The sequence below is a fragment of the Deinococcus sp. HSC-46F16 genome, from assembly GCF_024171495.1.
Lineage (GTDB): Bacteria > Deinococcota > Deinococci > Deinococcales > Deinococcaceae > Deinococcus.
Genome location: NZ_JALJZW010000004.1, coordinates 219,383 through 244,539 on the forward strand (window position 1 = coordinate 219,383; position 25,157 = coordinate 244,539).

Annotated in this window: 25 protein-coding genes; 13 read left to right on the plus strand and 12 right to left on the minus strand. The window is 69.3% G+C overall.

All coding sequences use genetic code 11. The features are described 5' to 3' along the window. The first annotated feature begins 25 nt into the window (after positions 1-25). The 4 genes from sufC (at position 26) to sufD (ending at position 4,049) form a co-directional block, all read left to right on the plus strand. A complete protein-coding gene (gene sufC / locus L1280_RS10345) occupies positions 26-796 on the plus strand; it encodes a Fe-S cluster assembly ATPase SufC (protein ID WP_253582162.1) in 771 nt (256 codons plus the stop codon). A 27-nt stretch (positions 797-823) separates the two neighbouring features. Continuing rightward, on the plus strand, positions 824-2,227 hold the full coding sequence (gene sufB, locus L1280_RS10350) for a Fe-S cluster assembly protein SufB (RefSeq protein WP_253582163.1): 1,404 nt from the start codon (positions 824-826) through the stop codon (positions 2,225-2,227). A gap of 82 nt (positions 2,228-2,309) precedes the next feature. Continuing rightward, positions 2,310-2,669 (plus strand): VOC family protein, encoded by a 360-nt coding sequence (locus tag L1280_RS10355; RefSeq protein WP_253582165.1) that lies wholly within the window; start codon positions 2,310-2,312, stop codon positions 2,667-2,669. 24 nt (positions 2,670-2,693) lie between these two features. Continuing rightward, entirely contained in the window at positions 2,694-4,049 is a 1,356-nt protein-coding gene (gene sufD / locus L1280_RS10360) for a Fe-S cluster assembly protein SufD (protein WP_253582167.1), read from the plus strand. Between the two features lie 69 nt (positions 4,050-4,118). On the opposite strand, the gene L1280_RS10365 is transcribed toward sufD, so the two are convergent. Together L1280_RS10365 and L1280_RS10370 are read right to left on the minus strand one after the other, a co-directional pair. Next, positions 4,119-4,712, minus strand: coding sequence for an HD family hydrolase (locus L1280_RS10365; RefSeq protein ID WP_104992039.1), 594 nt, complete (start codon positions 4,710-4,712; stop codon positions 4,119-4,121). A gap of 8 nt (positions 4,713-4,720) precedes the next feature. After that, positions 4,721-5,179, minus strand: a complete 459-nt coding sequence (locus L1280_RS10370; RefSeq protein ID WP_253582168.1) for a cupin domain-containing protein — start codon at positions 5,177-5,179, stop codon at positions 4,721-4,723. A gap of 36 nt (positions 5,180-5,215) precedes the next feature. Between L1280_RS10370 and L1280_RS10375 the strand changes: the two genes are divergently transcribed. After that, on the plus strand, positions 5,216-6,256 hold the full coding sequence (locus L1280_RS10375) for an aminopeptidase (RefSeq protein WP_253582170.1): 1,041 nt from the start codon (positions 5,216-5,218) through the stop codon (positions 6,254-6,256). 51 nt (positions 6,257-6,307) lie between these two features. Here the strand turns inward: L1280_RS10375 and L1280_RS10380 are convergent, their stop codons facing one another. Further along, positions 6,308-7,033 (minus strand): 50S ribosomal protein L25/general stress protein Ctc, encoded by a 726-nt coding sequence (locus L1280_RS10380; protein ID WP_253582172.1) that lies wholly within the window; start codon positions 7,031-7,033, stop codon positions 6,308-6,310. A gap of 291 nt (positions 7,034-7,324) precedes the next feature. On the opposite strand from L1280_RS10380, the gene efp reads away from it, so the two are divergent. From efp to accC, 3 genes are all read left to right on the plus strand, one after another. Then, a complete protein-coding gene (gene efp / locus L1280_RS10385; protein WP_104991370.1) occupies positions 7,325-7,882 on the plus strand; it encodes an elongation factor P in 558 nt (185 codons plus the stop codon). Between the two features lie 282 nt (positions 7,883-8,164). Beyond that, positions 8,165-8,707, plus strand: coding sequence for an acetyl-CoA carboxylase biotin carboxyl carrier protein (gene accB / locus L1280_RS10390; protein ID WP_253582174.1), 543 nt, complete (start codon positions 8,165-8,167; stop codon positions 8,705-8,707). A gap of 87 nt (positions 8,708-8,794) precedes the next feature. Further along, the gene (gene accC, locus L1280_RS10395) at positions 8,795-10,132 is read left to right on the plus strand and encodes an acetyl-CoA carboxylase biotin carboxylase subunit (protein WP_253582176.1); all 1,338 of its coding nucleotides are present in this window, start codon (positions 8,795-8,797) and stop codon (positions 10,130-10,132) included. Positions 10,133-10,188: 56 nt separating this feature from the next. Here accC and L1280_RS10400 read toward each other — a convergent pair whose 3' ends face one another. Continuing rightward, positions 10,189-10,413 carry a hypothetical protein gene (locus tag L1280_RS10400; RefSeq protein WP_253582177.1) on the minus strand — a complete coding sequence of 75 codons (225 nt, stop codon included), beginning with the start codon at positions 10,411-10,413 and terminating at the stop codon, positions 10,189-10,191. A gap of 165 nt (positions 10,414-10,578) precedes the next feature. On the opposite strand from L1280_RS10400, the gene L1280_RS10405 reads away from it, so the two are divergent. Next, positions 10,579-11,166, plus strand: coding sequence for a class I SAM-dependent methyltransferase (locus tag L1280_RS10405; protein ID WP_253582179.1), 588 nt, complete (start codon positions 10,579-10,581; stop codon positions 11,164-11,166). Positions 11,167-11,173: 7 nt separating this feature from the next. Here L1280_RS10405 and L1280_RS10410 read toward each other — a convergent pair whose 3' ends face one another. Then, positions 11,174-11,482, minus strand: coding sequence for a hypothetical protein (locus tag L1280_RS10410; protein ID WP_253582180.1), 309 nt, complete (start codon positions 11,480-11,482; stop codon positions 11,174-11,176). A gap of 47 nt (positions 11,483-11,529) precedes the next feature. Here L1280_RS10410 and L1280_RS10415 point away from each other — a divergent pair, with 47 nt between their 5' ends. Next, positions 11,530-12,306, plus strand: coding sequence for an exodeoxyribonuclease III (locus L1280_RS10415; protein WP_253582182.1), 777 nt, complete (start codon positions 11,530-11,532; stop codon positions 12,304-12,306). Between the two features lie 258 nt (positions 12,307-12,564). After that, positions 12,565-16,314, plus strand: coding sequence for a ribonuclease R (rnr, locus tag L1280_RS10420; protein WP_253582184.1), 3,750 nt, complete (start codon positions 12,565-12,567; stop codon positions 16,312-16,314). 79 nt (positions 16,315-16,393) lie between these two features. Here rnr and L1280_RS10425 read toward each other — a convergent pair whose 3' ends face one another. Next, complete coding sequence (locus L1280_RS10425; RefSeq protein WP_253582185.1) at positions 16,394-17,497, minus strand: App1 family protein; 1,104 nt, start codon at positions 17,495-17,497, stop codon at positions 16,394-16,396. 71 nt (positions 17,498-17,568) lie between these two features. Then, positions 17,569-18,333, minus strand: a complete 765-nt coding sequence (locus tag L1280_RS10430; RefSeq protein ID WP_253582187.1) for an SDR family oxidoreductase — start codon at positions 18,331-18,333, stop codon at positions 17,569-17,571. An 83-nt stretch (positions 18,334-18,416) separates the two neighbouring features. Here L1280_RS10430 and L1280_RS10435 point away from each other — a divergent pair, with 83 nt between their 5' ends. Then, positions 18,417-19,649 carry a S8 family serine peptidase gene (locus L1280_RS10435; RefSeq protein ID WP_253582189.1) on the plus strand — a complete coding sequence of 411 codons (1,233 nt, stop codon included), beginning with the start codon at positions 18,417-18,419 and terminating at the stop codon, positions 19,647-19,649. On the opposite strand, the gene L1280_RS10440 is transcribed toward L1280_RS10435, so the two are convergent. From L1280_RS10440 to tdh, 5 genes are all read right to left on the minus strand, one after another. Beyond that, positions 19,572-20,687, minus strand: a complete 1,116-nt coding sequence (locus L1280_RS10440) for a hypothetical protein (protein WP_253582190.1) — start codon at positions 20,685-20,687, stop codon at positions 19,572-19,574. The two genes, L1280_RS10435 and L1280_RS10440, sit on opposite strands and share 78 nt — an antisense overlap. A 53-nt stretch (positions 20,688-20,740) precedes the next feature. Further along, positions 20,741-21,061 (minus strand): non-heme iron oxygenase ferredoxin subunit, encoded by a 321-nt coding sequence (locus tag L1280_RS10445; RefSeq protein ID WP_253582191.1) that lies wholly within the window; start codon positions 21,059-21,061, stop codon positions 20,741-20,743. Between the two features lie 43 nt (positions 21,062-21,104). Then, complete coding sequence (locus L1280_RS10450; RefSeq protein WP_253582324.1) at positions 21,105-22,082, minus strand: ribose-phosphate pyrophosphokinase; 978 nt, start codon at positions 22,080-22,082, stop codon at positions 21,105-21,107. A gap of 177 nt (positions 22,083-22,259) precedes the next feature. Further along, a complete protein-coding gene (gene dnaJ, locus L1280_RS10455; RefSeq protein WP_253582325.1) occupies positions 22,260-23,384 on the minus strand; it encodes a molecular chaperone DnaJ in 1,125 nt (374 codons plus the stop codon). A gap of 126 nt (positions 23,385-23,510) precedes the next feature. After that, positions 23,511-24,548 carry an L-threonine 3-dehydrogenase gene (gene tdh, locus L1280_RS10460; RefSeq protein ID WP_253582326.1) on the minus strand — a complete coding sequence of 346 codons (1,038 nt, stop codon included), beginning with the start codon at positions 24,546-24,548 and terminating at the stop codon, positions 23,511-23,513. A 166-nt stretch (positions 24,549-24,714) separates the two neighbouring features. Here tdh and L1280_RS10465 point away from each other — a divergent pair, with 166 nt between their 5' ends. After that, positions 24,715-25,140, plus strand: a complete 426-nt coding sequence (locus L1280_RS10465) for a uracil-DNA glycosylase (protein WP_253582193.1) — start codon at positions 24,715-24,717, stop codon at positions 25,138-25,140. Positions 25,141-25,157: the final 17 nt, after the last annotated feature.

Below are 25,157 nucleotides of genomic sequence, written 5' to 3' on the forward strand. Positions count from 1 at the left end.
GAGTGACCCAGCCAAAGGAGCTTCCATGACCGATCAGCCGCACCAGCTCGAGATTCGCAACCTCCACGCCTCCGTCGGTGACCAGCCCATTCTCAAGGGAGTCAACCTCGTCGTGCCGCGCGGCGAACTGCACGCGATCATGGGGCCGAACGGCAACGGCAAGAGCACCCTCGCCAAGGTGATCGTGGGCGACCCCGAGTACACCGTGACCGAAGGCGAAGTCCTCGTGGACGGCCAGAACATCCTCGAGATGGAGCCCGACGAGCGTGCCCGCCTCGGCGTCTTCCTGGCCTTCCAGTACCCGGTCGAGATTCCCGGCGTGACCATCGCCAACTTCCTGCGCCTCGCCATGCAGGCCCGCAAGGCCGAGGGCGAGGAGGTCAGCTTCACCGAGTTCTACGGCAAGCTCACGGGTGCCCTGAAGACCCTGGAATGGGACGAGAGCATCGTCGAGCGCTACCTCAACGAGGGCTTTTCCGGCGGCGAGAAGAAGCGCAACGAGATTCTCCAGATGCTGATGCTGGAGCCGAACTACATCATCATGGACGAGACCGACTCCGGCCTCGACGTAGACGCCCTCAAGATCGTCGCCAAGGGCGTGAACAGCCTGCGCGGCCCGAATCTGGGCGGCCTGATCATCACCCACTACCAGCGCCTGCTGAACTACATCACCCCCGACAAGGTGCACATCATCGTGAACGGGCGCGTCGTGCAGTCGGGCGGTCCCGAATTGGCCCAGAAGCTCGACGCCGAGGGCTACGACTGGGTCAAGCAGCTCGCCGTCGCGGGCGCCTGAACCCCTCTCCTTTCAAGGAGCCTCACCATGACGAACCCTGAAGTCGCCAACATCAACAAGGACTACGAGTACGGCTGGAGCAGCCCCGAGCGGTACGCCGTCAAGGCACCCAAGGGCCTGAGCCGCGAGGTCGTCGAGATGATCTCCAAGGCCAAGGACGAGCCGCAGTGGATGCTCGACTTCCGCCTCAAGGCGCTGGAGATCTTCTACTCCAAGCCCATGCCCGAGTGGGGCGCGGACCTCAGCGGGCTCAACCTCGACGAGATCTACTACTACATCAAGCCCGAAGGCTACAACGCCCGCTCCTGGGACGACGTGCCCGACGACGTGAAGCAGACCTTCGAGCGCCTGGGCATCCCAGAAGCCGAGCGCAAGGCGCTGGCGGGCGTCGGCGCCCAGTACGAATCCGAGATGGTGTACCACAACCTCAAGGAGGAGTGGGAGAAGCTCGGCGTCGTGTTCCTCTCCATCGAGGACGGCCTGAAGCAGTACCCCGACCTCTTCCGCGAGTACTTCGCCACCGTCGTGCCGCCCGAGGACAACAAGTTCGCGGCGATCAACTCCGCCGTGTGGTCCGGGGGGTCCTTCGTGTACGTGCCCAAGGGCGTGAAGGTGGACATTCCCCTTCAGACCTACTTCCGCATCAACGCGGAGAGCAGCGGCCAGTTCGAGCGCACGCTGATCATCGTGGACGAGGGCGCCCAGGCCCACTACATCGAGGGCTGCACGGCGCCGACCTACGCCAGCGACTCCTTCCACTCCGGCGTGATCGAGATCATCGTCAAGGAAGGCGCCCGCTTCCGTTACTCCACCATCCAGAACTGGAGCCACAACGTCTACAACCTCGTGACCCAGCGTGCCGCCGTGTACGGCAACGGCGTGATGGAGTGGGTGGACGGCAACCTGGGCTCCAAGGTCACCATGAAGTACCCCGCCTGCTACCTGCTGGAGGAGGGCGCGCGTGGTGAGGTCCTGAGCATCGCTATGGCGGGCCGCGGCCAGCACCAGGACGCGGGGGCGAAGATCGTCCACTTCGCGCCGTACACCAGCGGCACCATCGTCTCCAAGTCGATCTCCAAGGACAGCGGACGCAGCAGCTACCGTGGCCTCGTGAAGATTTACGAGGGCGCCCGCGGCAGCAAGACGAACGTGGAGTGCGACGCCCTGCTGCTCGACGAGGAAGCCCGCACCGACACCTACCCCTACATCGAGATCGAGGAGAAGGACGCCAGCGTGGGCCACGAGGCGACCGTGTCCAAGATCAACGACGAGCAGATCCTGTACCTCCAGAGCCGCGGCCTGAGCGAGGACGAGGCGGCGGGCCTGATCGTGCGCGGCTTTATCGAGCCCATCGCCAAGGAACTCCCGCTGGAATACGCGGTGGAGCTCAACCGCCTGATCGAGCTGGAGATGGAAGGCTCGGTCGGCTGAGCCCCACCCCTTGCCCCCGCGTTCCGGCCCGTCCGGCGTGGGGGCCTCCGTACGCCGCCCACCTACCCCAGGAGCCCGACCCATGAAGCTCAACCACATCAACCTCGGCGTGACCGACGTGCCACAAGCGGTGGACCTCTTTCAGCGCCACTTCGGGCTGGTGCCTGCGGGGGGCGGCATGCCCATGGGCGAGCAGATGGCCTTCCTGCGCGACGACGTGGGGGCGCTGCTCTCGCTGTTCCGGGTCAAGGACCCGCAGTACCCGAAGGTCTTTCACATCGGGTTCTTGCAGGACACGCCTGAGCAGGTGCGGGCCATTCACCGCCAGCTCACCGAGGGCGGCTTCGAAGTTCCGGCGCCCCACGAGAACCACGGGCGGCTGACCTTTTACTTCAACGCGCCCATCGGCGTCGTCATCGAGGTCGAGTCCTTTCTAGGCTGACCCTTTCCTTTTTTTGGAGGCTCCATGACCCAACCCTTCACCGAACAACTCAGCCAGGCGAGCGGCCCCGAGTGGCTGACCGCCAAGCGCCGCGAGTCGCTCGACCTCTTCAACAGGCTCGACGTGCCCAACGAGGGCGTCGAGGCCTGGAAGTACACCCGCGTGGACGTGGACTTCGGCGAGCTGCGCCCCCACCCCAAGCGCGAGCGCGTGACAGACATTTCCGCACTGCCGGGGAGCGTGCAGAAGCGCCTGACGAGCACCGACGTGGGCGCCTACCTCGTGCTGGACGGTCCGGACGTGGTGTACGCGACCGAACTGCCCGCCGAACTGCGCGAGAAGGGCGTGATCTTCACTGACCTGAAGACGGCGGTGGAGCAACACGCGGACAAGGTGCAGCAGTACCTCTACTCGGTGGTCCCGGCGGAAGTGCCCGACGACACGACCATCGCCGCGCCCGGCACCACGCCCAGCAAATCGCCCGATCCCAGCGAGGGCAAGTTCAGCGCCCTGGCGGCGGCCCTGTGGACGAACGGCGCCTTCGTGTACGTGCCGCGCGGCGTGGAAGTGGAATTGCCCCTCGGCTCCTTCCGCGTGATGAGCGAGGCGGGCACCTACACGGCGACCCGCACCCTCGTCGTGGCGGAGGAGAACGCGCAGGTCACCTTCATCGACGAGCAGGACAGCGAGGAACTGCCGGGCACCTACGCCATCGGCGCGGTCGAGCTGGTGGTCAAGTCGGGAGCGCGGCTGCGCTACGTCTCCATCCAGAACTGGGGCAAGGGCGTGACGCACATCCAGCGTCAGCGCGGCGACGTTCACCGGGACGCGACCCTGAACAGCCTCGTCGTGACGATGGGCGGGACCTTGAGCCGCACCGAGATGCAGTCCTACCTGCGCGGGCAGGGCAGCGACTCGGAGATGTTGGCGCTGTACTTCGCCAACGAGGACCAGCACTTCGACCACTACACCTTGCAGCACCACGCCGCGCCGCACGCGCACTCCGACCTGCTGTACAAGGGCGTGAACGCCGATCAGTCGGTGGGCGTGTTCAGCGGCATGATCAAGGTGGACCTGGGCGCCCAGAAGACCGACGCCTATCAGAAGCACCGCACGCTGATGCTGTCGAGCGAGGCACAAAACTTCTCGGTGCCCCAGCTTGAGATCAACGCGAACGACGTGCGCTGCTCGCACGGCTCGACCACCGGCCCCGTCAACCAGGAGGCCCTGTTCTTCCTGCGCTCGCGCGGCATCCACAAGGAACTCGCCGAGAAGATGCTCGTCACCGCCTTCCTGGAGGACGTGCTCTCGCGCGTGCCGCTCCAGAGCGTGGTGAAGTACATCGAGGGCATCATCGCGGAGAAGGTGGGGGCGGCGTAAGGACAAGCGGTTAGCTTTCAGCGGTCAGTCTCGAAGAGGGATTGGCCGCTGGTTTCTGTTGGTGCGGCTTCAAGGGTGAATCAGGCCAGTCCGCTCGGCTTGGGCGATCAGCTCCCGCGCCACCGCCCACAACGTGGGGAAGTCGCGCAGGTATTTTTCCTTCAGGTTCAGCACGCGTTCGGCGGTGAGGGCTGGGTAACGCTCCGCACAACCCAGGCCACCGTCCCCCCAGGTGAGCAGCATAGGCTGAAGGGCGTCCAGCGCACGGGCGAAACGAGCCTCTCCAGTTTCACAGGCCTCAAATTCCTGCCAGAGGGCAAGAAACTCAGCGGCCTGTTCAGCAGGAAGGGTGCCGAACAGCCTTGCAGCGGCAGATTTCTCGGCATCTGCTTGAGCAGCGTGCTGCTCGGCGGTGGCGGTGAAGGGCAAGTCCCCAGCGTGAATCTCCACGAGGTCGTGGATGAGCAGCAGGCGCACAACATGGTTCAGGTCGGTACCCCTAGGAGCATGCTCACCCAGCGTGAGAGCCATCAGTGCCAGGTGCCAGGAGTGCTCGGCACTGTTCTCAGCACGGACGCCAGCATGCAGGAAAGTCGTTCGCTGCACGCTCTTCAGGCGGTCACAAGCCAGCAGAAAGTCAATTTGGGCGGGCAGGCGCTGCATCAGTGAGTTCATCCTACCGGCTCCCTCCCCCACCCCGGCACCCGCTCAATCCTCTCCCGCGCCTCCTCCGCGTCTGTCTCCTCCGGGCGGCACAGGTCCCACTCGCGTCCCCCAGCATAGGCACCGATCACCAGCAGGTCGGCGCTGCTGCCGTCATTCCTGTGTCCGGTTCCAGCGGGCAGGAGCAGCACGTCCCCCTCCCCCACCTGCACCTGCGGGCCGCCCTCGCCGCCGAGGGTGAGGCGGGCCTGACCACGGGCGACCACGAGGACTTCGTGGGCGGTGGAGTGGTAGTGGTGGAAGTCGTAGATGCCATTTCGCCAGGCGTTCGTCCAGCCGCGTTCAGCAAGATGCCCCTCGATCTGGGCAGGCGTGCGGCCCGTCAACGCGGCGCGGTAGATCAGCACGGGACGGGGGTTATTGGGCACATCCCCGTTGGGCGCGAGGGGCAGAGCTTCAGGCACCATGCTCCAGCCTACGCGCCCGCCGCTATGCTGCCTCCCATGAAGGCGTGGGTGGTGGGCGGCGTGCTGATGCTGGCCCTGAGTGGCTGCGGCGAGGTCCGGTATCTGACCCAGGCGGCGGCCGGGCAGCTTGACCTGCTGGTGCGGGCGCGGCCGGTGGCGGACGTGCTGGCGGACCCCGCGACCCCGGCGGAAACCCGGCGCAAGCTGGCGCTGGTACAGGAGGTCCGGACCTTCGCGGTAAATGAGCTGGGCCTGCCCGACCGGGGGGCCTACCGCAAGTATGTGGACGTGGGCCGCCCTTACGTGGTGTGGAACGTGTTCCGGGCACCAGAGTTCGGTCTGGATCTGCTGACCTCCTGCTTTCCGGTGGCCGGGTGCGTGGGCTACCGGGGCTACTTCCGGGAGGCGGACGCGCGGGCCTATGCCGACACGCGGCGGGCGGCGGGCGAGGACGTCCGGGTGGGCGGCGTGACGGCGTACAGCACGCTGGGCTACCTGCGCGACCCGGTACTCTCCACCATGCTGGCCTACCCCGACCCCACGCTGATCCGCACGGTAATTCACGAACTCGCCCACCCCGCCGTGTACGTGCCCGGCGATACCGTCTACAACGAGTCCTTCGCCACCGCTGTCGAGGAGGAAGGCTGGCGGCGCTGGTTCTCGGCGCACGGCACGCCAGAACTGGGAGAGGCCGACCGGGTCGCGCGGGAGCGGGCGCAGGCATTCGAGGCCCTGCTGCTGGGGGCGCGGGCGGAGTTGCAGGCCCTCTACGCGCAGCCCCTCGCGCCGGACGAGCTGCGGACACGCAAGGCAGCGGTGCTGGCCGCCTTGCAGGAACGCTATGCAGCCCTCAAGGCAAGCTGGGGCGGCTACGCGGGCTACGACGGTTGGTTTGCCGCCGGGGTGAACAACGCGGCCCTCGCCTCGGTCGCGGCCTACGCGACGCTGGTGCCCGAGTTTGAGACGGCGCTGGGACGGGTCGGAGGCGAACTTCCCGCTTTCTACGAGCTGGCGCGGCGCTGCGGCGAGCGGCCTGGGGAGGAACGGGTGGCCTGCCTCAGGGGTCAGCGAGAATAGAAGAGGGCCGGGACCCCTGACTGGGAATCCCGGCCCGGACGCGCAGGGGGCTTAGCCCTGGTTGGCCTCGTCGCTGGCCTCGGCGGTCTCGCGCTGGGCTTCGCTGCCCTCGGCGGCCTCGGCCTTGACCTCCTCGATGCTGGCGTCGCCCTCCAGCACGGCGGCGGCAGCCTCCTCGGAGAGTTCGCCCGCAGCGACCAGACCGGCAACCTGGGCGGCCTGGGTCTCGGCTTCCAGCTCCTCGGCGGTGAGGCGGGGCGGCAGCACGCTGATGACCACGAGGTCCTCTTCCACGGCGAGCTTGACGCCCTCGGGCAACTTGATCTGCCCGGCGGTCACGTGGTCGCCGATGTTCAAGGCCGTCACGTCCACGCTGATTTCCTGCGGGATGCGGCGGGGGCCGGGGGCCACGATGTCGAGGTTGTGCACCACGATGTCGACCAGGCCGCCCATGACTTCGCCCTGGCTCTTGCCCGCCGTGTGCACGGGCACGCTGACCTGCACGGGCTCGCCGTAGGTCACCAGGTAGAAGTCGGCGTGGATCGCCTCGCGGCGGCGCTTGTCCATCTGGACCGTCTTGACGAGGGCCGGGAAGGTTTCGCCGCCTTCCAGGGTGATGTCGAACAGGCCCGTGGTGCCCTGCTGACGGAAGGCGCGGTCAAAGGCCTTGCGCTCGATGGCGAAGGAGACGTTCTTCTCCTTGTTGTAGGCGACGGCGGGGATCAGTCCGGGCGCCAGCTTCTGCTGGCCGGTGCGGGGGATGGCTCTCAGTTCCATGTGCGTGTTTCCTCCGGGGTCCGCAGTGGCCGCCTCACCCGCGCCGCGTCCCGGACCCAGTCTCTTGATGCAGGGGGTCACGGAGACATGGGGGCGGGGGCCATGCAACCCTAGCAGTGTAGCAAATCGGGGCGGGCGCGGGAACGGGACGGGCGACTTCGCCTCCGGCTCCCGGCCATGCCGCCGCCTCTGCTAGAATCCGGCCTGTTGCCGAGCGGCGCCCCGGCAAGGGAATGCGCCCCGGTCAATCCCCCCGCCTGCCCACGGGTCGGCACAACCAAGGAGACACACATGATCAGCGTGACGGAACTGCGCAACGGCACCAAGGTGGAGATGGACGGCGGGCTGTGGGAGTGCCTGGAGTACTCCCACCTCAAGATGGGACGCGGCGGCGCGAAGGTGGTCACCAAGTTCCGCAACATGGAGACCGGCTCCATCGTGGACCGCACCTTCAACAGCGGCGAAAAGCTCCAGGACATCTACGTCGAGGGCAAGAAGATGCAGTTCCTGTACAAGGACGGCTCGGACTTCGTGTTCATGGATCTGGAAACCTATGACCAGGTGCACCTGCCCCCCTCGCTGGTGGGCGACGCGGCCAAGTTCATGAAGGAGAACACCGAGATCGAGGTGGCGATGTACGGCGACAAGCCGCTGAGCATCACGCTGCCCAACCAGGTCATCCTCAAGATCACGCAGACCGACCCCGGTGTGCGCGGCGACACCGTCTCGGGCGGCACCAAGCCCGCCACCCTGGAGACGGGTGCGGTCGTGCAGGTGCCCCTCTTCGTCGAGCAGGGCACCGACGTGAAGGTCGACACCCGCACGGGCCAGTACCTCAGCCGCGCCTGATGACCCCCGCCCGAAGCGCCGCCTCCCGACTGTGGGGGCGGCGTTTCGCCATGCCGTTAGACTCGGTCCAGTTCGCCCCTGTTCGGCGGCGAGTGCGACGGAGTGCGTCCGATTCCTTAAGATTCGGGAGAGCACCGAATCCTCGTCCATCTCCCGCAATCCGTGGTCGTTGCTTCTCGCTCTGCTTCGCAGCTTTGCAAATCCGCTCGGGTTGACCCTCACGAGTCGACCGCCATTCGTATGACCACCCGCCCCGCACCGCTTACCCTTCCGGGAGGAATCATGAACCCAGACGACCTGAAGAAGATTCTCGACGCCCTCAGCCACGCCGACGTGCGCGAGTTCAGCCTGACGACCGGCTCCTTCGCCCTCGACCTCAAGCGCGGCCCGCAGGCAGTGGGCATGGCGGCCCCGGCAAGCGCCCCGTCTCCGGCCCCCCACGCGGCGCCCAGCTTCCAGCCGGGAGCGGCCAGCAGCGCGGCGCCCGCTTCGGCCGAGGCTCCCAGCGCTCCGGCGCCCTCGGCTCCCACCACTGCCCCCGCCGCTGAGACGCCCGCCCCCGCGGAGGCCTCCGCCAAGCCCGCTTCCGCCGGGACCCCGGTCAAGGCGCCCATCGTGGGCACCTTCTACGCGGCGAGCAGCCCCGACGCGCCCGCCTACGTCAAGGTGGGCGACACGGTGCAGGCCGGGCAGGTGCTGTGCATCATCGAGGCGATGAAGCTGATGAACGAGATCGAGGCCGAAACCGGCGGCGTGGTGCGCGAGATTTTGGTGAAGAATGCCGAGCCGGTGGAGTACGGCCAGACGCTGTTCATCATCGAGTGAGCCGTCAGCCGTCAGCGGTCAGCCTTCAGCCCCCCGAGCTGAAGCGTCCGCTGAGGACTGAAGGCTGAAAGCTGAGGGCCAAACGCTATGTTCAAGAAAATCCTGATCGCCAACCGCGGCGAGATCGCCCTGCGCGTCATCCGCACCGCGCGGGAGATGGGCATCCAGACGGTCGTGGTGTACTCCACCGCCGATGAGAAGAGCCTGCCCGTGCTCCTCGCCGACGAGTCAGTGTGCGTGGGGCCGCCCGCGAGCAGTGCAAGTTACCTGAATATCCCCAACATCCTCTCGGCCGCGCTGATGACGGGGGCCGAGGCCATTCACCCCGGCTACGGCTTCATGGCCGAGAACCCCGACTTCGCCGAGATGTGCCGCGAGCACGGGCTGGTCTTTATTGGGCCGACGCCCGAATCCATGCGGGCGCTGGGCAGCAAGGCGGGCGGGCGCGACATCGCCGCGCAGAGCCGGGTGCCGGTGGTGCCAGGCACGGGCGTGCTGGAGGACGTGGACGCCGCGCTCCTCGCCGCCAAGCAGATCGGCTACCCGGTGCTGCTCAAGGCCAGCGCGGGCGGCGGCGGGCGCGGCCAGAAGGTGATTCGCACCCAGGACGAACTCGCCAGGGGCTTCGCGCAGGCGCAGGAGGAAGCGCGGCTGTACTTCGGGGACCCGGCCATCATCATGGAGAAGTTCCTGGAGGAGTTCCGGCACGTCGAGGTGCAGGTCATGGGCGACGGCCAGGGCCACGTGATCCACATCGGTGAGCGCGACTGCTCCATCCAGCGCCGCAACCAGAAGCTGATCGAGGAAGCGCCCTCGACCCTGCCCGAGTCGCTGCGGCAGGAGATTCTGGACGCGGGCGTGCGCCTCGCCAAGCACGTGAACTACGCGGGCGCGGGCACGCTGGAATTCATCGTGGATAGAGATGGCAACTACTACTTCATGGAGATGAACACCCGCATTCAGGTCGAGCACTGCGTCAGTGAAATGATCTCGGGCCTCGACTTCGTGCGGCTCCAGATTCAGATCGCGGCGGGCGAGGGCCTACACCTGCGGCAGGAGGACGTAAAGCTCCACGGCCATTCCATCGAGTGCCGCATCAACGCGGAAGACCCGGACAAGGACTTCCGCCCGGCGGCGGGCAAAATCGACGACGTGCATTTCGCGGGCGGCCCCGGCGTGCGGGTGGACAGCCACGCGTACACCGGGTACGTCATTCCGCCGCACTACGACTCGCTGATCGGCAAACTGATCGTTCACCACGACAGCCGCGAGCAGGCCATCGGCCGCATGAAGCGGGCGCTCGAGGAGAGCGTGATCCACGGCCCCAAGACGACCATCCCGCTTTACATCAAGATCATGGACAATCCCTTTTACAAGCGGGGCGCCGTGATGACCAACTTCCTCAAAACGCGCATGGAGATGTGATCCACACGCCAAGAAGGGACGTGGCCTTGCACCACGTCCCTTCTTCTTGGGTCGGCTTACTCGCCAGTCAGGATGTTCTGGTTCTTGTTCTCGCGGTCCTCGATGATCTTGCCGAGGATGAAGAACGTGGGGGGCCAGAAGCCCACGAACAGGCCGCTGCGCTGCTTTTCCTCGCCGCTCTTGTCGCCCGCGCCGCCGTCCGCCTTGCCAGCAGTAAAGCTGGCGGCCGAGGTGATGATCGAAGCGAAGCCGAGGATGTACATGATGTTGGACAGTTTCATCGTTAAACCTGCCTTTCGGAAGAACTCTCGGGGAGGGTGGTCCTGCCCCGAACACGGGTCAACTCTCGCCCGCGCTCCCGGCCCGAAACGTAAAGAGCGCCACGTTGTAAACGTTGTGTGGAGTGTTCACAAGGAGGCTGTAAAAGCCGTGCCAGACTACGCAGGATGACTCCGGGAGGCTGGCAAGAGAGGGACGCGCGGCTGTCGCGGCGGCTGGGTCGGAGTTGGCCGCACGGTCCGCTGCTGACCGCGCTGCCCCTCTCCCCCACTGCCCGTGTCCTCGATGTAGGTGCGGGCGACCGGCAGCTCCTGCAGGCATTGAGGGCACGGGGCCACCCAGGTGGCCTCTTCGGGATAGACCCCGAGCCAGGGGAAGGGGTCCGGCGTGGCGTGGCCGAGCAGCTCCCCTTCCCCGACACCTCGTTCGACACCGTGCTCCTCGTGCGCGTGCTGGCCCACCTTCACGACCCTGCCCGCGCTCTGGCCGAGGCGCGGCGGGTGCTGCGGCCCGGAGGTCAGCTCGTCGTGGCGGCGCAGGGCGAGTGGCACCTCGCCCGGCTGCGGAGTCTGGGTGGGCCGCCGTGGGAGCCTCCTGCCCCACCCACCGAAGCCGACCTTCTGTTTCCGGTTGTGCTGACGCCGGAGGACGTGCGGGCACTGGCGGCCAGCCACGACCTGAGCCTAGGGGAGTGGGACCTGACCTCGCCCCTCACGGACACGCTCCACCTGCGGGTCGAGGTGAAGCGGCGTTAGGGGAGGCTTACTTGTCGAAACGCTCGTACCCGGCGGCGCTGCGTCGCTGGGCACCACGGGCATAGTCGAGCTGCATCTCGACCGTCTCGTGGCGGCCCTCGGTGAAGGTGCTCACGGGGATCCAGTAGTTCAGGCGGTCGTCCCCGAGCTGCACCCACAGCCTGGCCTCGTCCGTGGCGTCGCGCCAGAAGGTGACGTGCGCGAAGCCGTTCCCCTCGGCCCAGGTCCGCACGTCCTCCAGCACGCGGGCGGCGCGGGGGTGGGTCAGCTCGAACTCGCGGCCATCCTGCTCGTTGCGGAACTTGATCTCGACCATGGTGCCCCCAGGGTACCCGACGGCGGGCCGCGCTATCCTCCGCGCCGATGCTCTCCGCGCCCCTGAAGGTCACCACCCTGAATGTCAACGGGCTGCGCAGCGCCCTGCGAAAAGGGCTGGAAGGCTGGGTCGCCCGCGAAGCGCCCGACGTGCTGCTGCTGCAAGAAGTTCGCGCCGACCCCATGCCGGGGCCGTTCGCCGCGCTGGGCTACGGCAGCGCGTGGTTTCCCGCCCGCAAACCCGGCTACAGCGGCGTGGCGGTCCTCAGCCGCTATGGGCTGGAGGACGTGCGCCCCGGCATGGACCACCCCGAGATGGACGCCGAGGGCCGGGTGCTCAGCGCGGTGGTGCGCGGAGTGCGCTTCGCCAGCGTGTACCTGCCCAGCGGCAGCTCCGGTCCCGAGCGGCAGGGGTTCAAGGACCGGGTGCTGGCCGACTACCACGCCTGGACGCTGGGCACGCTCGCGCAGGGCCTGCCCCTGGTGATCGGCGGCGACTACAACGTGGCGCACCGCGAACTCGACCTCAAAAACTGGCGCAGCAACCGGGGCAACAGCGGGTTTCTGCCCCACGAGCGCGAGTGGATGACTGCCCACCTTTCCTGCGGCCTGACCGACGCGCACCGCGCCGCTCTCGGCGAGCGGTCCGAATACACCTGGTGGAGCAACCGGGGCAACGCCTACGCAAACGACGTGGGCTGGCGCATCGACTACCTGCTTGCGGCCGGGGTGGAGGTGCGGAAGGTCGTGGTGGACCGCGCCGCCCGCCTCAGCGACCACGCGCCCGTGACGGGGTGGGTGACTTCCGCGCCAGAAACCGCCTGAGGCACTCCTCAAGGTGCCGTCAGGTCCCGCGTGGTAGACTGACCGCGCTGCCGGGTCATAGGACTGTGCCCCTGCCCCCCGCCTCCGGGCACCGCCCGCACGGGAGGGGGCCGGGCACGACCCGAGACAAGCGCGAAACCCTCTGCCCCTGGGCGAGAGCGTCGTTTCGGCTCAGGGGCCTGCCCACGTTGCGCGGCCGCCCCCCGCCGGAAACGACCTCCACATAGAGTCCCACGGGCACGTCCTGATAGGTGAGGAATGCCCAGAGCGAAAAAGGAGCGCGTGGCGACTGACGAGCTGCGCCGCACCGCCTCCGAAGAACAGACCACTCCCGCCGCCGAGACCCAGGCCCCAGAGACCCAGCCCAGTGAGGCTCAGACCCCGGCCCCCCAGCGGCGCGGACGCCCGGCGAAGGCCGCCGCGACTGCGTCCCCGGAACAGGCGACCCCCCAAGACACCCCTCCCGCAGCGGAGGCCCCCAGGCCCCGGCGCGGCCGGTCCGCGCGGGCCGCGACCGCCTCGGCGGCGCCCACTCCCGAACAACCCGAGCCTGCCGAGCAGGCGGCGACCGAACCTATGCCCACCCCCAAGCCCCGCCGTGGGCGCAAGGCGGTGGCGGCGGCCCCCGAATCCATCCCGGACGTGACGGCCGAGATCCCCGTCGCCGCCCCCGAGCCGTCCGAGCCGGAAGCCCCGGCCCCCGTCAAGCCTGCCCGCCGGGGCCGCCAGCCCAAGGCAGCGTTGGCGGCCCCGGCCGAGCCCACCCCCGACTCCGCGCCCCCGGTGGCCGAGTCGGAAGCCGCCGAGGTCGCCCCACCCGAAGCCCCCGCAGGGCCGCGCCGGGGCCGCAAGGCGAAGACTGCCCCCGTGGCCGAAGCCGCCGCGCCGCAACCCGACGTGCTCCCGCCCGTGGCGAGCCAGCCGACCGACCCCGTGCTGCTGGAGGTGCCCAAGCCCCGGCGCGGCCGCAAGGCCAAGGCCACCCCGACTCCCGAGCCCGCCGAGGCCCCATTGGACGAGGTGCTGGGCGGCGTCGAGTCCGTCGAGGTGGAGGAAGTCGCGGCCCCGGCGACCCCCGAACCCGCCCCGATCCTTGCCCTGACGGGCGACGGGCAATCCGACACGCCCGAACCCCTGATCGACCTTCCGCATGAGACGGAGGACGAAGACGAGGCCCGCGCCGAGGCGGAGCGTGCCTCGTCGGACGACCCTGGCCGCAGCCTCGTGGTGGCGCAGCTCCGCAAGCTGGGGCGGCCCATTCACGTGCGCGATCTGGAACGCACCTTCACCCGGCAGATGCTGGACCGGCTGGGCGACTGGCGCGACCTCGAAGCGCTGCTGGACGACCTGACCCGCACGGGCGAGGTGATCCGCACCCGCAAGCGCACCTACGGGCTGCCCGAGGCGATGAACCTCGTGCGGGGACGCTTCCAGGCGTCGGCGGCGGGCTTCGGCTTCGTGGTGCCGGACAGTGGCGGCGAGGACTTCTATGTCGCGCCCGAGCACACGATGGAAGCCTGGAACGGCGACATCGTGCTGGTGCGGATGGAGGGCCGGGGCGACGGCGGACGGGACGGCGGCAGCCGGGGACCCCGCCGGGGCCAGCGCGGCGACGGCAGCCCCCGTGCGTCGGTGGTCCGCATCGTGCAGCGGGCCTACAAGCAGCTCGTGGGCACGCTGGAATTCAGCAAGGGCCACCCCATCCTCAAGCCCGACGACCACCGCGCCCGGCACCGCATTCTGCTGCTGCCGCAGGGCATCGACGAGCTGCACAGCGGCGCGAGGGTCGTGGCCGAGCTGTTCTGGCCCGAGGGGACCGGCGAGGACGAGGTCTTCGGGCAGGTTACCCGCGTGCTGGGCGAGCAGGACGACCCCGAGACCGAGACCGAGGCCGTCATCGTCAAGTACGGGCTGCGCGGCGACTTCCCCGAGGAGGTGCTGGAGCAGGCGAACGCCATCCCCACCCAGATTCCGCAAGAGGCGCTGGTGGGCCGACTCGACCTGCGCGAGTTCAACATCTTCACGGTGGACGGGCGCGACGCGAAGGACTTCGACGACGCCATTCACATCCAGCCCACGCCGGAAGGCACCTTCGTGGTGGGTGTCCACATCGCGGACGTGAGCCACTACGTGACTGAAGGCTCGCCCCTCGACAAGGAAGCCTACGCCCGCGCGACGAGCGTGTACCTGCCCGGCCGCGTGCTGCCCATGCTGCCCGAGCACCTCTCCAACGGAGTGTGCAGCCTGGTGCCCTACGAGGACCGCCTGACGATGACTGCGCTGGTCGAACTTTCGGCGGAGGGCGACATCCTGAAAGTGCAGCTCGCGCCCTCGGTGATCAACTCCAAGGCCCGGCTGACCTACGACGAGGTGCAGGCCTACTCGGAGGCGACCGCCACCCTGCCCGACCACGCCCGGCACCTGGAGGGTGACCTCCACCTGCTGCTGAAGATCACGACCAAACTGCGCCAGAAGCGCCTGCGTGAAGGCTCGCTGGACTTCAAGCTGCGTGAGGTCAAGGTGGACGTGGGGCCGGACGGCCGCATGGAACTGATCCCCATCCGCGAGGAAACCGCGCGGGGAATGATCGAGGACCTGATGCTGCTCGCCAACAAGGTGGTGGCGCACGAGCTGCTGCAGCGCGAGATTCCGGCCCTTTTCCGCATCCACGAGGAACCCACCCTCCAGAAGTTCCAGGAGGCGACAAACGCCATCGCGCGGCTGGGCCTGTCCTTCCCCGGCGGGGAACCCACCCCGCAGGCGTATCAGGCGGTGCTTAAGGGCGTGCGCGGAACCCCGCGCGAGAGCGTGGTGAACACGCTGCTGCTGCGCTCGATGCAGCAGGCCAAGTACGCGGGCGAGAACCTCGGGCACTTCGGCCTCGCCTTTGACGAGTACCTGCACTTCACCTCGCCCATCCGCCGGTATCCCGACCTGCTGGTCCACCGCGTCCTGAAGGGGATGCTGGCGGGTGAGCTGCGGGCCAACAGCCGGGCGGTGAATGACCTGCGGGCCAAGCTGCCCGGCATGGGCGACCACACCTCCGAGCGCGAGCGGGCAGCGGCCGAGGCCGAGCGCGACCTCACGAAGTACTACCAGGCGAAGTGGGCGCAGGAGCACCTTGGCGAGACCTTCCCCGGCCACGTGTCGGGCGTGGTCGCCAGCGGCCTCTTCGTCGCACTGGAAAACGGCGTGGAGGGCAAGCTGCATATCTCGCACCTCGACGACGACTACTACATCTACCTCGAGGACGCACAGATGCTGCGGGGCCGCTCGAACGGCCGGACGTTCCGCCTCGGGGACCACGTGACCGTAACCATCAGCCAGGTCAACCCCCTGGCCCGGCAAATCGATTTCACCCAGGAGACCGATATGGAAGGCAACCCCATTCGCCCCCGCGCCCGGCGCCGCGAGGACCGCGAGGCCGAGAAGCGCGAGAAGCTGCAAACGGTGAGCACCTCCGCGCCGCGCAAGTTCACCCTGGACGACCCCCAGCCTGCCTCCCCGGCGCCCCGCCCCGCACGGGGACCGCAGCAGGGCCAGGGCGGACGGGACGGCCGCGACCGTGACCGTGGTGGGCGGCTTGCCGGAAACGGCCAGGGCCAACCGAACGGCAGCGGGCGCGGTGGCCGCCGGGTCATCACCCTGGAACGCCCCCGCAACGAGCACCTGCGCCCGGTGAACATCACGGTGCAGCGGATGTACTTCGGGGACTGGACCGTGGAGAACCTCCCCCCCGACGAGGGAGGCCACGGCGAGGGGGGCCGTTCCGGGGGCCGCCGCTTCGGGCAGGACGGGCGCGGCGGGGACCGGGGCAGCCGGGGTCCGGCCTACTCGCGCGGCGCGAACGACCGGGGCGCGGTGCGGGACCTGAACGGCCGCTCGGGCGGCGGCCCGCGTGGTGGGACGCCCCGCTCGGGCCAGCCGCAGCAGGCCGACGCAGGCGGGGACGCCAACCGCCGCCGCCGTCGCCGGGGTCGCCGGGGCGGGAACGGACCGCAGGGCTAAGCCACATCATGGGAGCGGGCCAGGGGGAAGACCTCTGGCCCGCTCTCTTTGACTGGCGGCTGGCTGCTGGCGACTCTCCCTACGTCTCGTACGTCCGCGCCACGCTCGTCAGCACGCTGCGGAACTCGCCCGGCGTGATCAGTCCCATGCTCATCGCGTGGCTGGCGGCGTTGAGGCTGTCGGCGGCGAGCACGAGATCCACCCCCGCCTTGCGAACCTCCCCTCGCAGCTTCAGGACGCCCTCGTCGCGGCTGGCCTCGGTCACGTCGCGGATGTACACCGCGAGCACCCGGTCGGGGTGACGGCGCACGACCTCGGCGTAGATTTCAGGGTCCTTCTCGCCGCTGTCCCCGATCAGCACGAACTTCAGGTCGGGGTACCGCTCGAAGATGCGCTCGATGACCCCGTGCTTGTAGCCGCCGTGCCCGCCCAGCAGGTCGAAGCCCCAGTTGCGCAGGAACATCGGCCCCAGCGGAATGCGGCGGTAGTCGAGGAACTGCCACAGCAGGTCGAAGAAGTTCCAGGGGCTGCTGGAGACATAGAAGATCGGGTTGCGGGCCTCGCCCTCGCGGGTCAGCGCCCGGTAAAGCGCCCCCACGCCGGGGAAGGGCAGGCGGGTGCGGGCGTTGCCGGTCAGGCTGGTCATCAGCATGCGCGGCAGGCTGGTCACGTCCGACTGAATCACGGTGTCGTCGAGGTCGCTGATGATGCCGAAGCGGGCCTGCGCGATGACCTGCACGCGGGCGCGGGTGGTGCCTTCGCGGCCCTCGATCTGGAGTTGCGCCTCGTGCCAGCCGGAGGCGAAGGGCTCGCTGCCCGGCGCTGGGGCAAAGACCAGGGTGAAATAGCCATCGCTGGTGCTCACGTCGCTGGCGGTGACGCCCCCCAGGGTCCCGGTCACGCGCACCCCGCCGACCTCGCGCGAGAGCAGGCGCCGCAGCACGTTGCGGAAGTTACGCCAGCGGGGGTCACCCTTGCGGGCCGGGGCCAGGGTGCGGGGCAGCAGCACGCGGCCGTGCACCTCGACCGACTGCGGGGTGCCCCACCCCACATAGGGCTGCAAGATCAGCTTGCCGCGTGCCCGCCGGGGCTGCACGTAGCCGCTCACCGCGTGGTCGAGCGCCAGCAGTCCCCGCTCCAGCGTGGGTTGAATCGCCTTGAAGGCCGTCTTGGCGGAGATCATCTCGGAGGTCAGTGTACGCAAGCCGCCGCGCCGCTTGTCCTGCGCGGGCCTGAAGGGAAACTTGTGGTGCGTTACCGCTGCTCGTCCCGGTGATCGTACCGCCGCCGGATCAGTCGCGCCGACACCCGGTCCCCCAGCGCGGGGAAGAAGTGGTCGAGGGCAGCGAGCACCGCGTACCCACGCGGCACGATCACCTCGCGGCGGGGGCGCTCCAGCACGTCTGCCACGGCCCCCGCCACGACCTCCGGGCCGGGCATGGGGAGGCGGGCGGAGGCGGTCATCTCGCTCCTGACAAAGCCGGGGGCGATCAGGCTGACCGTGACCCCGGTGCCCTGAAGCTCGCGCCGCAGGCCCAGGGAAAACCCACGCAGGCCGAACTTGCTCGCCGAATACATGCCGTTGGTGGCCGCCCGCCCCGCCACCGAGCCGATATTGACGATGTGGCCCCGGCCCCGCGCCCGCATGGAGGGCAGCACCAGCCGGGTGAGTTCGATGGGGGCTTCCAGATTGACCCGCACGACGCGCAGCGGATCGGGATCGTCCCACCACCAGCCGCGTTCGACGGTCACGCCCGCATTGTTGACGAGCACGTCAACCGGGCCGAACTGCGCTTCGGCCGCCGCCAGCAGCGCCCGGCGGTCCGCGTCCACGCTCACGTCGGTGGGCACGGCGAGCATCCGCGAGCCGGAGGGGTCGAGGCGGCGGGCCAGGGCCGCGAGGGTGTCGGCGCGGCGGGCGGCGAGCACCAGGCGGTGGCCCCGCGCGGCGAGGACCTCGGCGGTGGCGAGGCCGATGCCGCTGGAGGCCCCGGTCAGGAGGACGGTCTGGGGGGTCATGCCCCGCATGGTAGTGCGGTAGTGCGGCCCCGGTTCGGGGAAGCCCTCAGCCGCCCGTCAGCCCCACACGCCAGACTGCCGGGATGAAGCGTGCCCGTGTCCTCCTGCTCTCCCTTGGCCTGCTGGGAGTCTCGGCCCTCGCCGCGCCGCGTCTCGTCCCGCTTCCCACTCCACCCGTGACTGACCTCCCCGAACTCCAGCCCGAGCCGCCACGCCCGCAGCCCCTCGCGCCGCTCCTCCCGCTGGACGTGGCGCCCGCGCCGACTCCCCGGCCCTCCCCCACCCCGGCGGCCACCTACCGCCCGAGTGACCCCCTCTGGCCGCGGCAGTGGAACCTGGCCGCGATCCGGATGCCGGGGGCGTGGGGGCAGCTCGCGGGTACGGGGCGGGGCGCTCCGGTAACCGTGGCGGTGCTGGACACCGGGTACGTCAGCACGCCGGAACTCGCCGGACGGCTGGTGAACGGCTACGACTTCGTGTCGGACGCGGCGCGGGCCGGGGACGGCGACGGGCGCGACCGGGACGCGAGCGGCGTGGGCGAGGCCGCCTACCACGCCGAGGTGATCGGGAACCTGATCGGCGCGGCGCACGACGGGCGCGGCATGGCGGGCATCAACCCCCGTGCCCGCATGGTGCAGGTGCGGGTGGCGGGGCAGGACGGGCTGGTGGACCCGCAGGACCTCGCGGACGGGATTCGGTGGGCGGCGGGCCTGCCGGTGGCGGGGGCGCCCGTGAATCCATACCCGGCACGGGTGCTCAACCTCAGCCTGTATGCCGACTTCATCCCGCTGACCGGGTGTGACGCCCGCATTCAGGCCGCCGTGGACGCGGTGACGGCGCGGGGGGTGCTGGTCGTCGCCGGGGCCGCCAACGACGGGGCCGACGCCGCCGGGTACTCGCCCGCCGGGTGCCAGAACGTCCTGACCGTAACCAGCGTGTCGGAGGGGGGGCAGCGGCCCGGCTACGCCAACTGGGGCCGCACGGTGGCCCTGGCCGCACCCGGCGGCGAGCGGGGGCGAGGCATTCTGGCGAGCAGCGTGACCGGGCCGGGCGGCGAGCGCAGTCCCGACGGCACCAGCCTCGCCGCGCCGCACGTGTCGGGGGTTGCCAGCCTGCTGTTCGGGCTGAAGCCCACGCTGACCCCCGCGCAGGTCTCGGGGCTGCTGACCCGCACGGCCACGCCCTTTCCGGGCGGGCGCTGCGACTCCGACGCCCGCAAGACGTGTGGGGCGGGGACCCTAAATGCGGAGGCGGCGGTGCGGGCTGTGCTGGCCCCCTCCCCCACCGGGACGCTCCGCCCCGCAGGGCTGCGTTAGGCTGAGAGCCATGAAGACCCGGAGGACCCCGTGAACGCTCCCGCGTGGCGCATCTGGCTGGTGGTCGCCCTGATGTGCGGCTGGGGCATCCTGGGGATTCGCTTCGGGCAACGGGGCGACCTGATTTTCGCGCTGCTGTGCGCGGCCCTCTTTCTGAACAACGCCGTGACCCTGTGGCGGCTCACCCGCAACGGCAAGTAGCTGGCGCAGAGTCACGCGGCCCAGTCGCCAGCCCGGCGTGCGCGAGTACGCGATCAACTCCCGCACTGGCAGCACCACCCGAGCGGACCTCCACGTCTGCGAGGGCTTGTGCAGTGCCCAGCCCCCTCCCAGAGTGACGGCGGCATGCTGAACAGCCCCGGCCGCGTCGCGCCACACCAACACCGTTCCCGGCTGGTCGTCGCGGCCACCGGGCTGGGTGCGCTCCGCCAGAAACGCTTCGAAGGGGGTGCGCTGCATCCACTCCCGCTCGGCCCCCGGTACGCCCGCCGCGCCCATCACGGTGCCGAAGCAGTTGGGGCCGCTGGCATGGGGAAAGGTACCCGCCAGTTCACGCGCTCCGGGGAGGATGGTCGCCGCTGCGTCCCAGACGTGTTCCGGCACCTCATCCCGGCGGCACGCCCGCTGATCCTGCGCGACCACCCTTGCCAGTACGGCAGGCGACAGCAGCGACGGCCACCACACGAAGCGCGAGCCGGGGAGGTGGGGCAGGAGGTCGGCGAAGTCCCGGACGTGGGGCACGGCACCCCGCCCATGCCGCACCTGTGCCCGCACCAGGGCACGCTGCGTGGCAGTCGGGAGGGCCAGCCACTCCTCCTCGGTGAGCCAGGCGACGTGATCGGCTCCGGGTGCGACTCCCCAGAGCGCGAAGGTGTCCCGCGCCTCGGGGGTGAGCCTTGCCTCTGCCCGGGGTTCAGCGTGTAGCCCCAGCGCCCGCACCTCCTCCCCCGTCAGGAAGAAAGGCTGACGCTCCAGGGCCAGCCACCCGGCCCACAAGCCCAGCAAGTCCGGCGAGACGAGGATGTTCAGGACGTGCATGTCCCGCACTCTCTCACGCCCGGCGCCGCACCCCATCCGTCAAACGGCCTGCCTCACAGCGGCTCGACGTAGACCTCGCCCGTCTCCAGCACCGTGCGGTAGAGCTTGACGGGCTTGACGGCTGGGAGTGCCTTCGCCTTGCCGGTGGCAAGTTCAAATTTGCCGCCGTGCTTGGCGCAGGTGATGCGCCCGGCGCTCACCTCGCCTCCCAGCAGCGGGTAATCCTTGTGGGTGCAGTTGTTGCGCAGGGCGTAGAACCCGCCCTCGTAGCGGACGACCACCACGCTGAGGCCGTCCACCATGACCTCGGTCTGGCTGCCCTCCGGCAGTTCCGCCTCCAGCCCAACCCGCACCCGCCCGTGTGTCTCGCTCATCGGGGCGAGTCTAGCGGGCGGGTGCGGGTTGGACCGGCGGGGCTTACTGGAACAGCGTGCTGACGCTCTCGCCCGTGTGGATGTTGGCGATGGCGTTGGCGAAGAGGGGCGCCACGTCCAGCACCGCGAGCTTGCCGTTCGACGCGCGGACCTTCTCCTCGGGCACGAGCACCGTGTTCGTGCTGGCGACCTGGGTCACGTCCAGCGCCGCGATGCGTTCGATGGCCGGACCCGTGTACACGCCGTGGGTGACGGCCACGTACACGTCCTTGGCGCCCATGCTGCGGGCCAGATTCACCGTCTCCACCAGGCTCCCGGCAGTGCTGATCTCGTCGTCCACGATAAAGACGGTCTTGCCGTCCACGTCCCCGATCAGGGCGCGGGGCCGGACCTCGGTGTCCGAGAGCCGCTCTTTGTCGATCATGGCGAGGCCGGAGTCGAGGCGGCGGGCGATCTGCGAGGCCCGCTTGATGCTGCCCGCGTCGGGGGCCAGCACCACGCCGTTGTGGGCGTCCGGCACGCAACTCTTGAAATGCTGGCTGAGGACCACGTCGGCCGAGAGGTGATCGACCGGCACCTTGAAAAAGCCGTGGACCTGCGGCGCGTGCAGGGTCATGGTGAGCACCCGGTCGGCGCCCGCCGCCTCCAGCAGATCGGCGACCAGCCGCCCGGCGATGGAGATGCGCGGGCTGTCCTTTTTGTCGCTGCGCGAGTAGGAGTAGTACGGAATGACGGCCGTGACCCGGCCCGCCGAGGCGCTCTTGGCGGCGTCGATCATCAGCATCAGCTCCATGATCGCGTCGCTGACGGGCGTGCTGAACGACTGGACGATGAAGATGTCGCCTTCACGCAGGGACTGCTCGTAATGGACGATCAGGTTGTCGTTGGTGAACTTCTCGGTCTTGCTGTGCCCGAGGGGCACACCGAGGTTGTCGCAGATCGCCTGCGCGAGCGGGCGGTTGCTCTGACCGGCGAACACCAGCAGCGGGTGGCGGCGGCTCTGGGTCAGGCGCTCGGTCATGGGGCTGGGGGAGACGGTCACGGTGGGGTACCTCCGGGAAAGGTGGGGAACAAAGATGTGTCGCCGCAGAGCGGCGGACCGCACAGCAGCATACCCGCCCCGAACACATTCACGCGGGGGGGCGGGGGAGCGGTCCCCCCCTCAGGAACACCGCTCCCCCGCCCACCGTGATGAGGATCAGTCCCCGCGGCCGAACAGCTTGCCCACCTTGCCGAGCAGTCCCTCGCGGTGCTCGTTGGCCTCGTCCCCCACCGCGCGGGCGTAGGCGTACAGGGCCTCCCTCGCCTCGGGGTTGAGGGAAGACGGCTTGGGCACCGTGAGCTGGTACTCCACGATCAGGTCGCCCATGCCCGACCCCTGCAGCCGGGGCATGCCCTGCCCGCGCAGGCGGTGCAGTTCGCCGTGCTGGGTGCCCGCCTTGACCTCGACCGTCTGCGGGCCGTCGAGGGTGGGCACGGTGATCTCGCCCCCCAGGGCGGCCTTGGCAAAGCCGATGGGGGCCGTATAGATCAGGTGTTCCTGCTCGCGGCGCAGCTCGGGGTGGGGCTGCATCTCGATGTGTACGTACAGGTCGCCGTTGCCGCCCGGCCCGTGGTTGCCGCGCCCGGCGACCCGGATGCGGTAGCCCTCGTCGATGCCGCGCGGCAGCTTGACGGGTACCCGCTCGGTCTTCAGGGTGTGGCCGCGCCCCTTGCACACGGTGCAGGGGTCCACGACCGTCTGGCCCTCGCCCCGGCAGGTGGGGCAGGGCTGCTGGGTTTCCACCACCCCGAAGATGGTCCGCGCCTGCGCCCGCACCGCGCCTGCGCCGCCGCAGGTGGGACAGTTCTTGGGCGGCTGCCCGCCGGGTTCGGTGCGGCTGCCCTGGCAGTGGTCGCAGACGGTCAGGCGGTCGACCTCGACCTCGATCTCTTCGCCCGCGCGGGCCTGCTCCAGCGTGATCCGCGCCTCGACCTCGATGTCGTCGCCACGGGCGGGACCCCGGCGACCGCCTCGCCCGGCCATGCCCCCGAACAGTTGCTCGAAGATGTCCATCGGGTCGAAGCCCGCGCCGCCCATGCCGCCGAAGGGGTCGCCGCCCGGCATCCCCGCCCCCGGCGCCGAGCCAAAGCGGTCGTAGTGCGCCCGCTTCTCGGTGTCGGAGAGGACCGCGTAGGCCTCATTGATCTTGGCGAACTGCTCGGCGGCCCCCGGCTCCTTGTTGCGGTCGGGGTGGAACTTCAGGGCCAGCTTGCGGTAACTGCTCTTGATTTCGTCGGCGCTCGCGCCGCGCGACACGCCCAGCAACTCGTAATAGTCCATGATGTCGTTTTGCCGGGCCTGCACCCGACCTCCGGGGTCAGGTTAACACGACCGGACTCAAGAAAAGTAGGTGTGGCCCGACAGATCGGCGTCTGCCGGGCCACGGCCCTGGGGTTCACCCGCCACCTACCGCCCCGCTTCCCAGTCCAGAATCACCTTGCCACTTTGCCCGCTGAGCATCGCGTCGAAGCCCTGCTGGAACTCGTCGATGGGAAAGCGGTGGGTCAGGACCGGGGTGAGGTCGAGGCCCGACTGGATGAGGGCGGTCATCTTGTACCACGTCTCGAACATCTCGCGGCCGTAGATGCCCTTCAGGGTCAGCATCTTGAAAATCACGTCGTTCCAGTCGATGTCCACCCGCCCCGAGGGAATCCCCAGGATGGCGACCTTGCCCCCGTGGTTCATCACCTTCACCATCTGCGCGAAGGCGGCGCCCGACCCGCTCATCTCCAGGCCCACGTCGAACCCCTCGGTCATGCCGAGTTCCGATTGCGCGACCGACCACAGGTCCTCTTTCGCCACGTTCACTGCACGGGTGGCCCCCATCCGGCGGGCGAGGTCCAGCCGGTACTCGTTCACGTCCGTCACGACCACGTTCCGCGCCCCCACGTGCCGGGCGACGGCGGCGGCCATCACGCCGATGGGACCCGCGCCCGTGATCAGCATGTCCTCCCCGACGAGGTCGAAGGAGAGCGCCGTGTGCACCGCGTTGCCGAAGGGGTCGAAGATCGCCGCGACCTCGTCGGGGATGTCATCCGGCAGCTTGAAGGCGTTGAAGGCGGGCAGCACGAGGTACTCGGCAAAGGAGCCTGGGCGGTTGACCCCCACCCCCAGCGTGTTGCGGCAGAGGTGCCGCCGCCCGGCGCGGCAGTTGCGGCAGTGCCCGCAGGTGACGTGCCCCTCACCGCTGACCCGGTCGCCAATGGCGAAGCCGCGCACCTCGGACCCCATCCCGGCCACCACCCCGACGTATTCGTGCCCCACGACCATGGGCACGGGAATCGTCTTCTGTGCCCACTCGTCCCACTTGTAGATGTGGACATCGGTGCCGCAGATGGAGCTGTTCCGGATGCGGATAAGCAGGTCACCCGGGCCGGGGGTGGGCACCGGGGCTTCCACCATCCACAGCCCTTCGCGGGCTTCCCGCTTGCTGAGGGCCTTCATGGTGGTGGGGAGGATGAGGTCAGGGGTGGGGGCGGGGGCAGTCATGGCAGGGGGTCCTCAGGGTGGGGAGTGGGGCGGCGGGCAGCAACCCCCGCAGGATACCGCCCGGCCCCCGGCGGGACGGTCACGGCCTGCCCACGGCGCGCGGCCGCGCTAGCCTGCCCGCATGAGCCAGCCCATGAACCCCCAGCAGCAGTTTCGCAGCACCCAGAGCGGGCGCAATGTCGTGCCCGGTTGGATGAACCTTGTGCCGGGGCAGCCCGACACGGTGGAGATTCAGCTCGACCTCGACCCCGCAGACCACCGCCGCGACCACGCCCTGCTGCTCGTCGAATACTGGGCGACGCCGGAGGACGTGACCCTGCAGAGCATTCTGCCGGTGCGGGCCTTCCGGGAGGCGGCGGACGGCTGGTGCGTGTTCGTGCCGTCGGGGGGGCGGGTGCTGATCCGGGCCATCGACCCGCAGCCCGCGCCCCCGGTGCTGGCGAGCCACTGGCTGAACATCGAGCCGCAGACCCCGGCGGGCACAGAGGTCAGTGTGGCCGTGAAGTTTCCCGGCAGCGCGGAGGGTGCGGCCCCGCTGAGTAGCTGAGCCGTTTGGTCACGTTC

Excerpts from the sequence above, each read along its gene's own strand:
- L1280_RS10415 (WP_253582182.1), top strand. The coding sequence starts at position 11,530 with ATGCTCTCCGCGCCCCTGAAGGTCACCACCCTGAATGTCAACGGGCTG.
- sufB (WP_253582163.1), top strand. The coding sequence starts at position 824 with ATGACGAACCCTGAAGTCGCCAACATCAACAAGGACTACGAGTACGGC.
- accB (WP_253582174.1), top strand. The coding sequence starts at position 8,165 with ATGAACCCAGACGACCTGAAGAAGATTCTCGACGCCCTCAGCCACGCC.
- L1280_RS10375 (WP_253582170.1), top strand. The coding sequence starts at position 5,216 with ATGAAGGCGTGGGTGGTGGGCGGCGTGCTGATGCTGGCCCTGAGTGGC.
- L1280_RS10400 (WP_253582177.1), bottom strand. The coding sequence starts at position 10,413 with ATGAAACTGTCCAACATCATGTACATCCTCGGCTTCGCTTCGATCATC.
- L1280_RS10405 (WP_253582179.1), top strand. The coding sequence starts at position 10,579 with ATGACTCCGGGAGGCTGGCAAGAGAGGGACGCGCGGCTGTCGCGGCGG.
- efp (WP_104991370.1), top strand. The coding sequence starts at position 7,325 with ATGATCAGCGTGACGGAACTGCGCAACGGCACCAAGGTGGAGATGGAC.
- L1280_RS10425 (WP_253582185.1), bottom strand. The coding sequence starts at position 17,497 with ATGATCTCCGCCAAGACGGCCTTCAAGGCGATTCAACCCACGCTGGAG.
- L1280_RS10465 (WP_253582193.1), top strand. The coding sequence starts at position 24,715 with ATGAGCCAGCCCATGAACCCCCAGCAGCAGTTTCGCAGCACCCAGAGC.
- L1280_RS10370 (WP_253582168.1), bottom strand. The coding sequence starts at position 5,179 with ATGGTGCCTGAAGCTCTGCCCCTCGCGCCCAACGGGGATGTGCCCAAT.
- dnaJ (WP_253582325.1), bottom strand. The coding sequence starts at position 23,384 with ATGGACTATTACGAGTTGCTGGGCGTGTCGCGCGGCGCGAGCGCCGAC.
- L1280_RS10355 (WP_253582165.1), top strand. The coding sequence starts at position 2,310 with ATGAAGCTCAACCACATCAACCTCGGCGTGACCGACGTGCCACAAGCG.
- rnr (WP_253582184.1), top strand. The coding sequence starts at position 12,565 with ATGCCCAGAGCGAAAAAGGAGCGCGTGGCGACTGACGAGCTGCGCCGC.
- sufD (WP_253582167.1), top strand. The coding sequence starts at position 2,694 with ATGACCCAACCCTTCACCGAACAACTCAGCCAGGCGAGCGGCCCCGAG.
- sufC (WP_253582162.1), top strand. The coding sequence starts at position 26 with ATGACCGATCAGCCGCACCAGCTCGAGATTCGCAACCTCCACGCCTCC.
- L1280_RS10365 (WP_104992039.1), bottom strand. The coding sequence starts at position 4,712 with ATGCAGCGCCTGCCCGCCCAAATTGACTTTCTGCTGGCTTGTGACCGC.
- tdh (WP_253582326.1), bottom strand. The coding sequence starts at position 24,548 with ATGAAGGCCCTCAGCAAGCGGGAAGCCCGCGAAGGGCTGTGGATGGTG.
- L1280_RS10435 (WP_253582189.1), top strand. The coding sequence starts at position 18,417 with ATGAAGCGTGCCCGTGTCCTCCTGCTCTCCCTTGGCCTGCTGGGAGTC.
- L1280_RS10410 (WP_253582180.1), bottom strand. The coding sequence starts at position 11,482 with ATGGTCGAGATCAAGTTCCGCAACGAGCAGGATGGCCGCGAGTTCGAG.
- accC (WP_253582176.1), top strand. The coding sequence starts at position 8,795 with ATGTTCAAGAAAATCCTGATCGCCAACCGCGGCGAGATCGCCCTGCGC.
- L1280_RS10430 (WP_253582187.1), bottom strand. The coding sequence starts at position 18,333 with ATGACCCCCCAGACCGTCCTCCTGACCGGGGCCTCCAGCGGCATCGGC.
- L1280_RS10450 (WP_253582324.1), bottom strand. The coding sequence starts at position 22,082 with ATGACCGAGCGCCTGACCCAGAGCCGCCGCCACCCGCTGCTGGTGTTC.
- L1280_RS10440 (WP_253582190.1), bottom strand. The coding sequence starts at position 20,687 with ATGCACGTCCTGAACATCCTCGTCTCGCCGGACTTGCTGGGCTTGTGG.
- L1280_RS10380 (WP_253582172.1), bottom strand. The coding sequence starts at position 7,033 with ATGGAACTGAGAGCCATCCCCCGCACCGGCCAGCAGAAGCTGGCGCCC.
- L1280_RS10445 (WP_253582191.1), bottom strand. The coding sequence starts at position 21,061 with ATGAGCGAGACACACGGGCGGGTGCGGGTTGGGCTGGAGGCGGAACTG.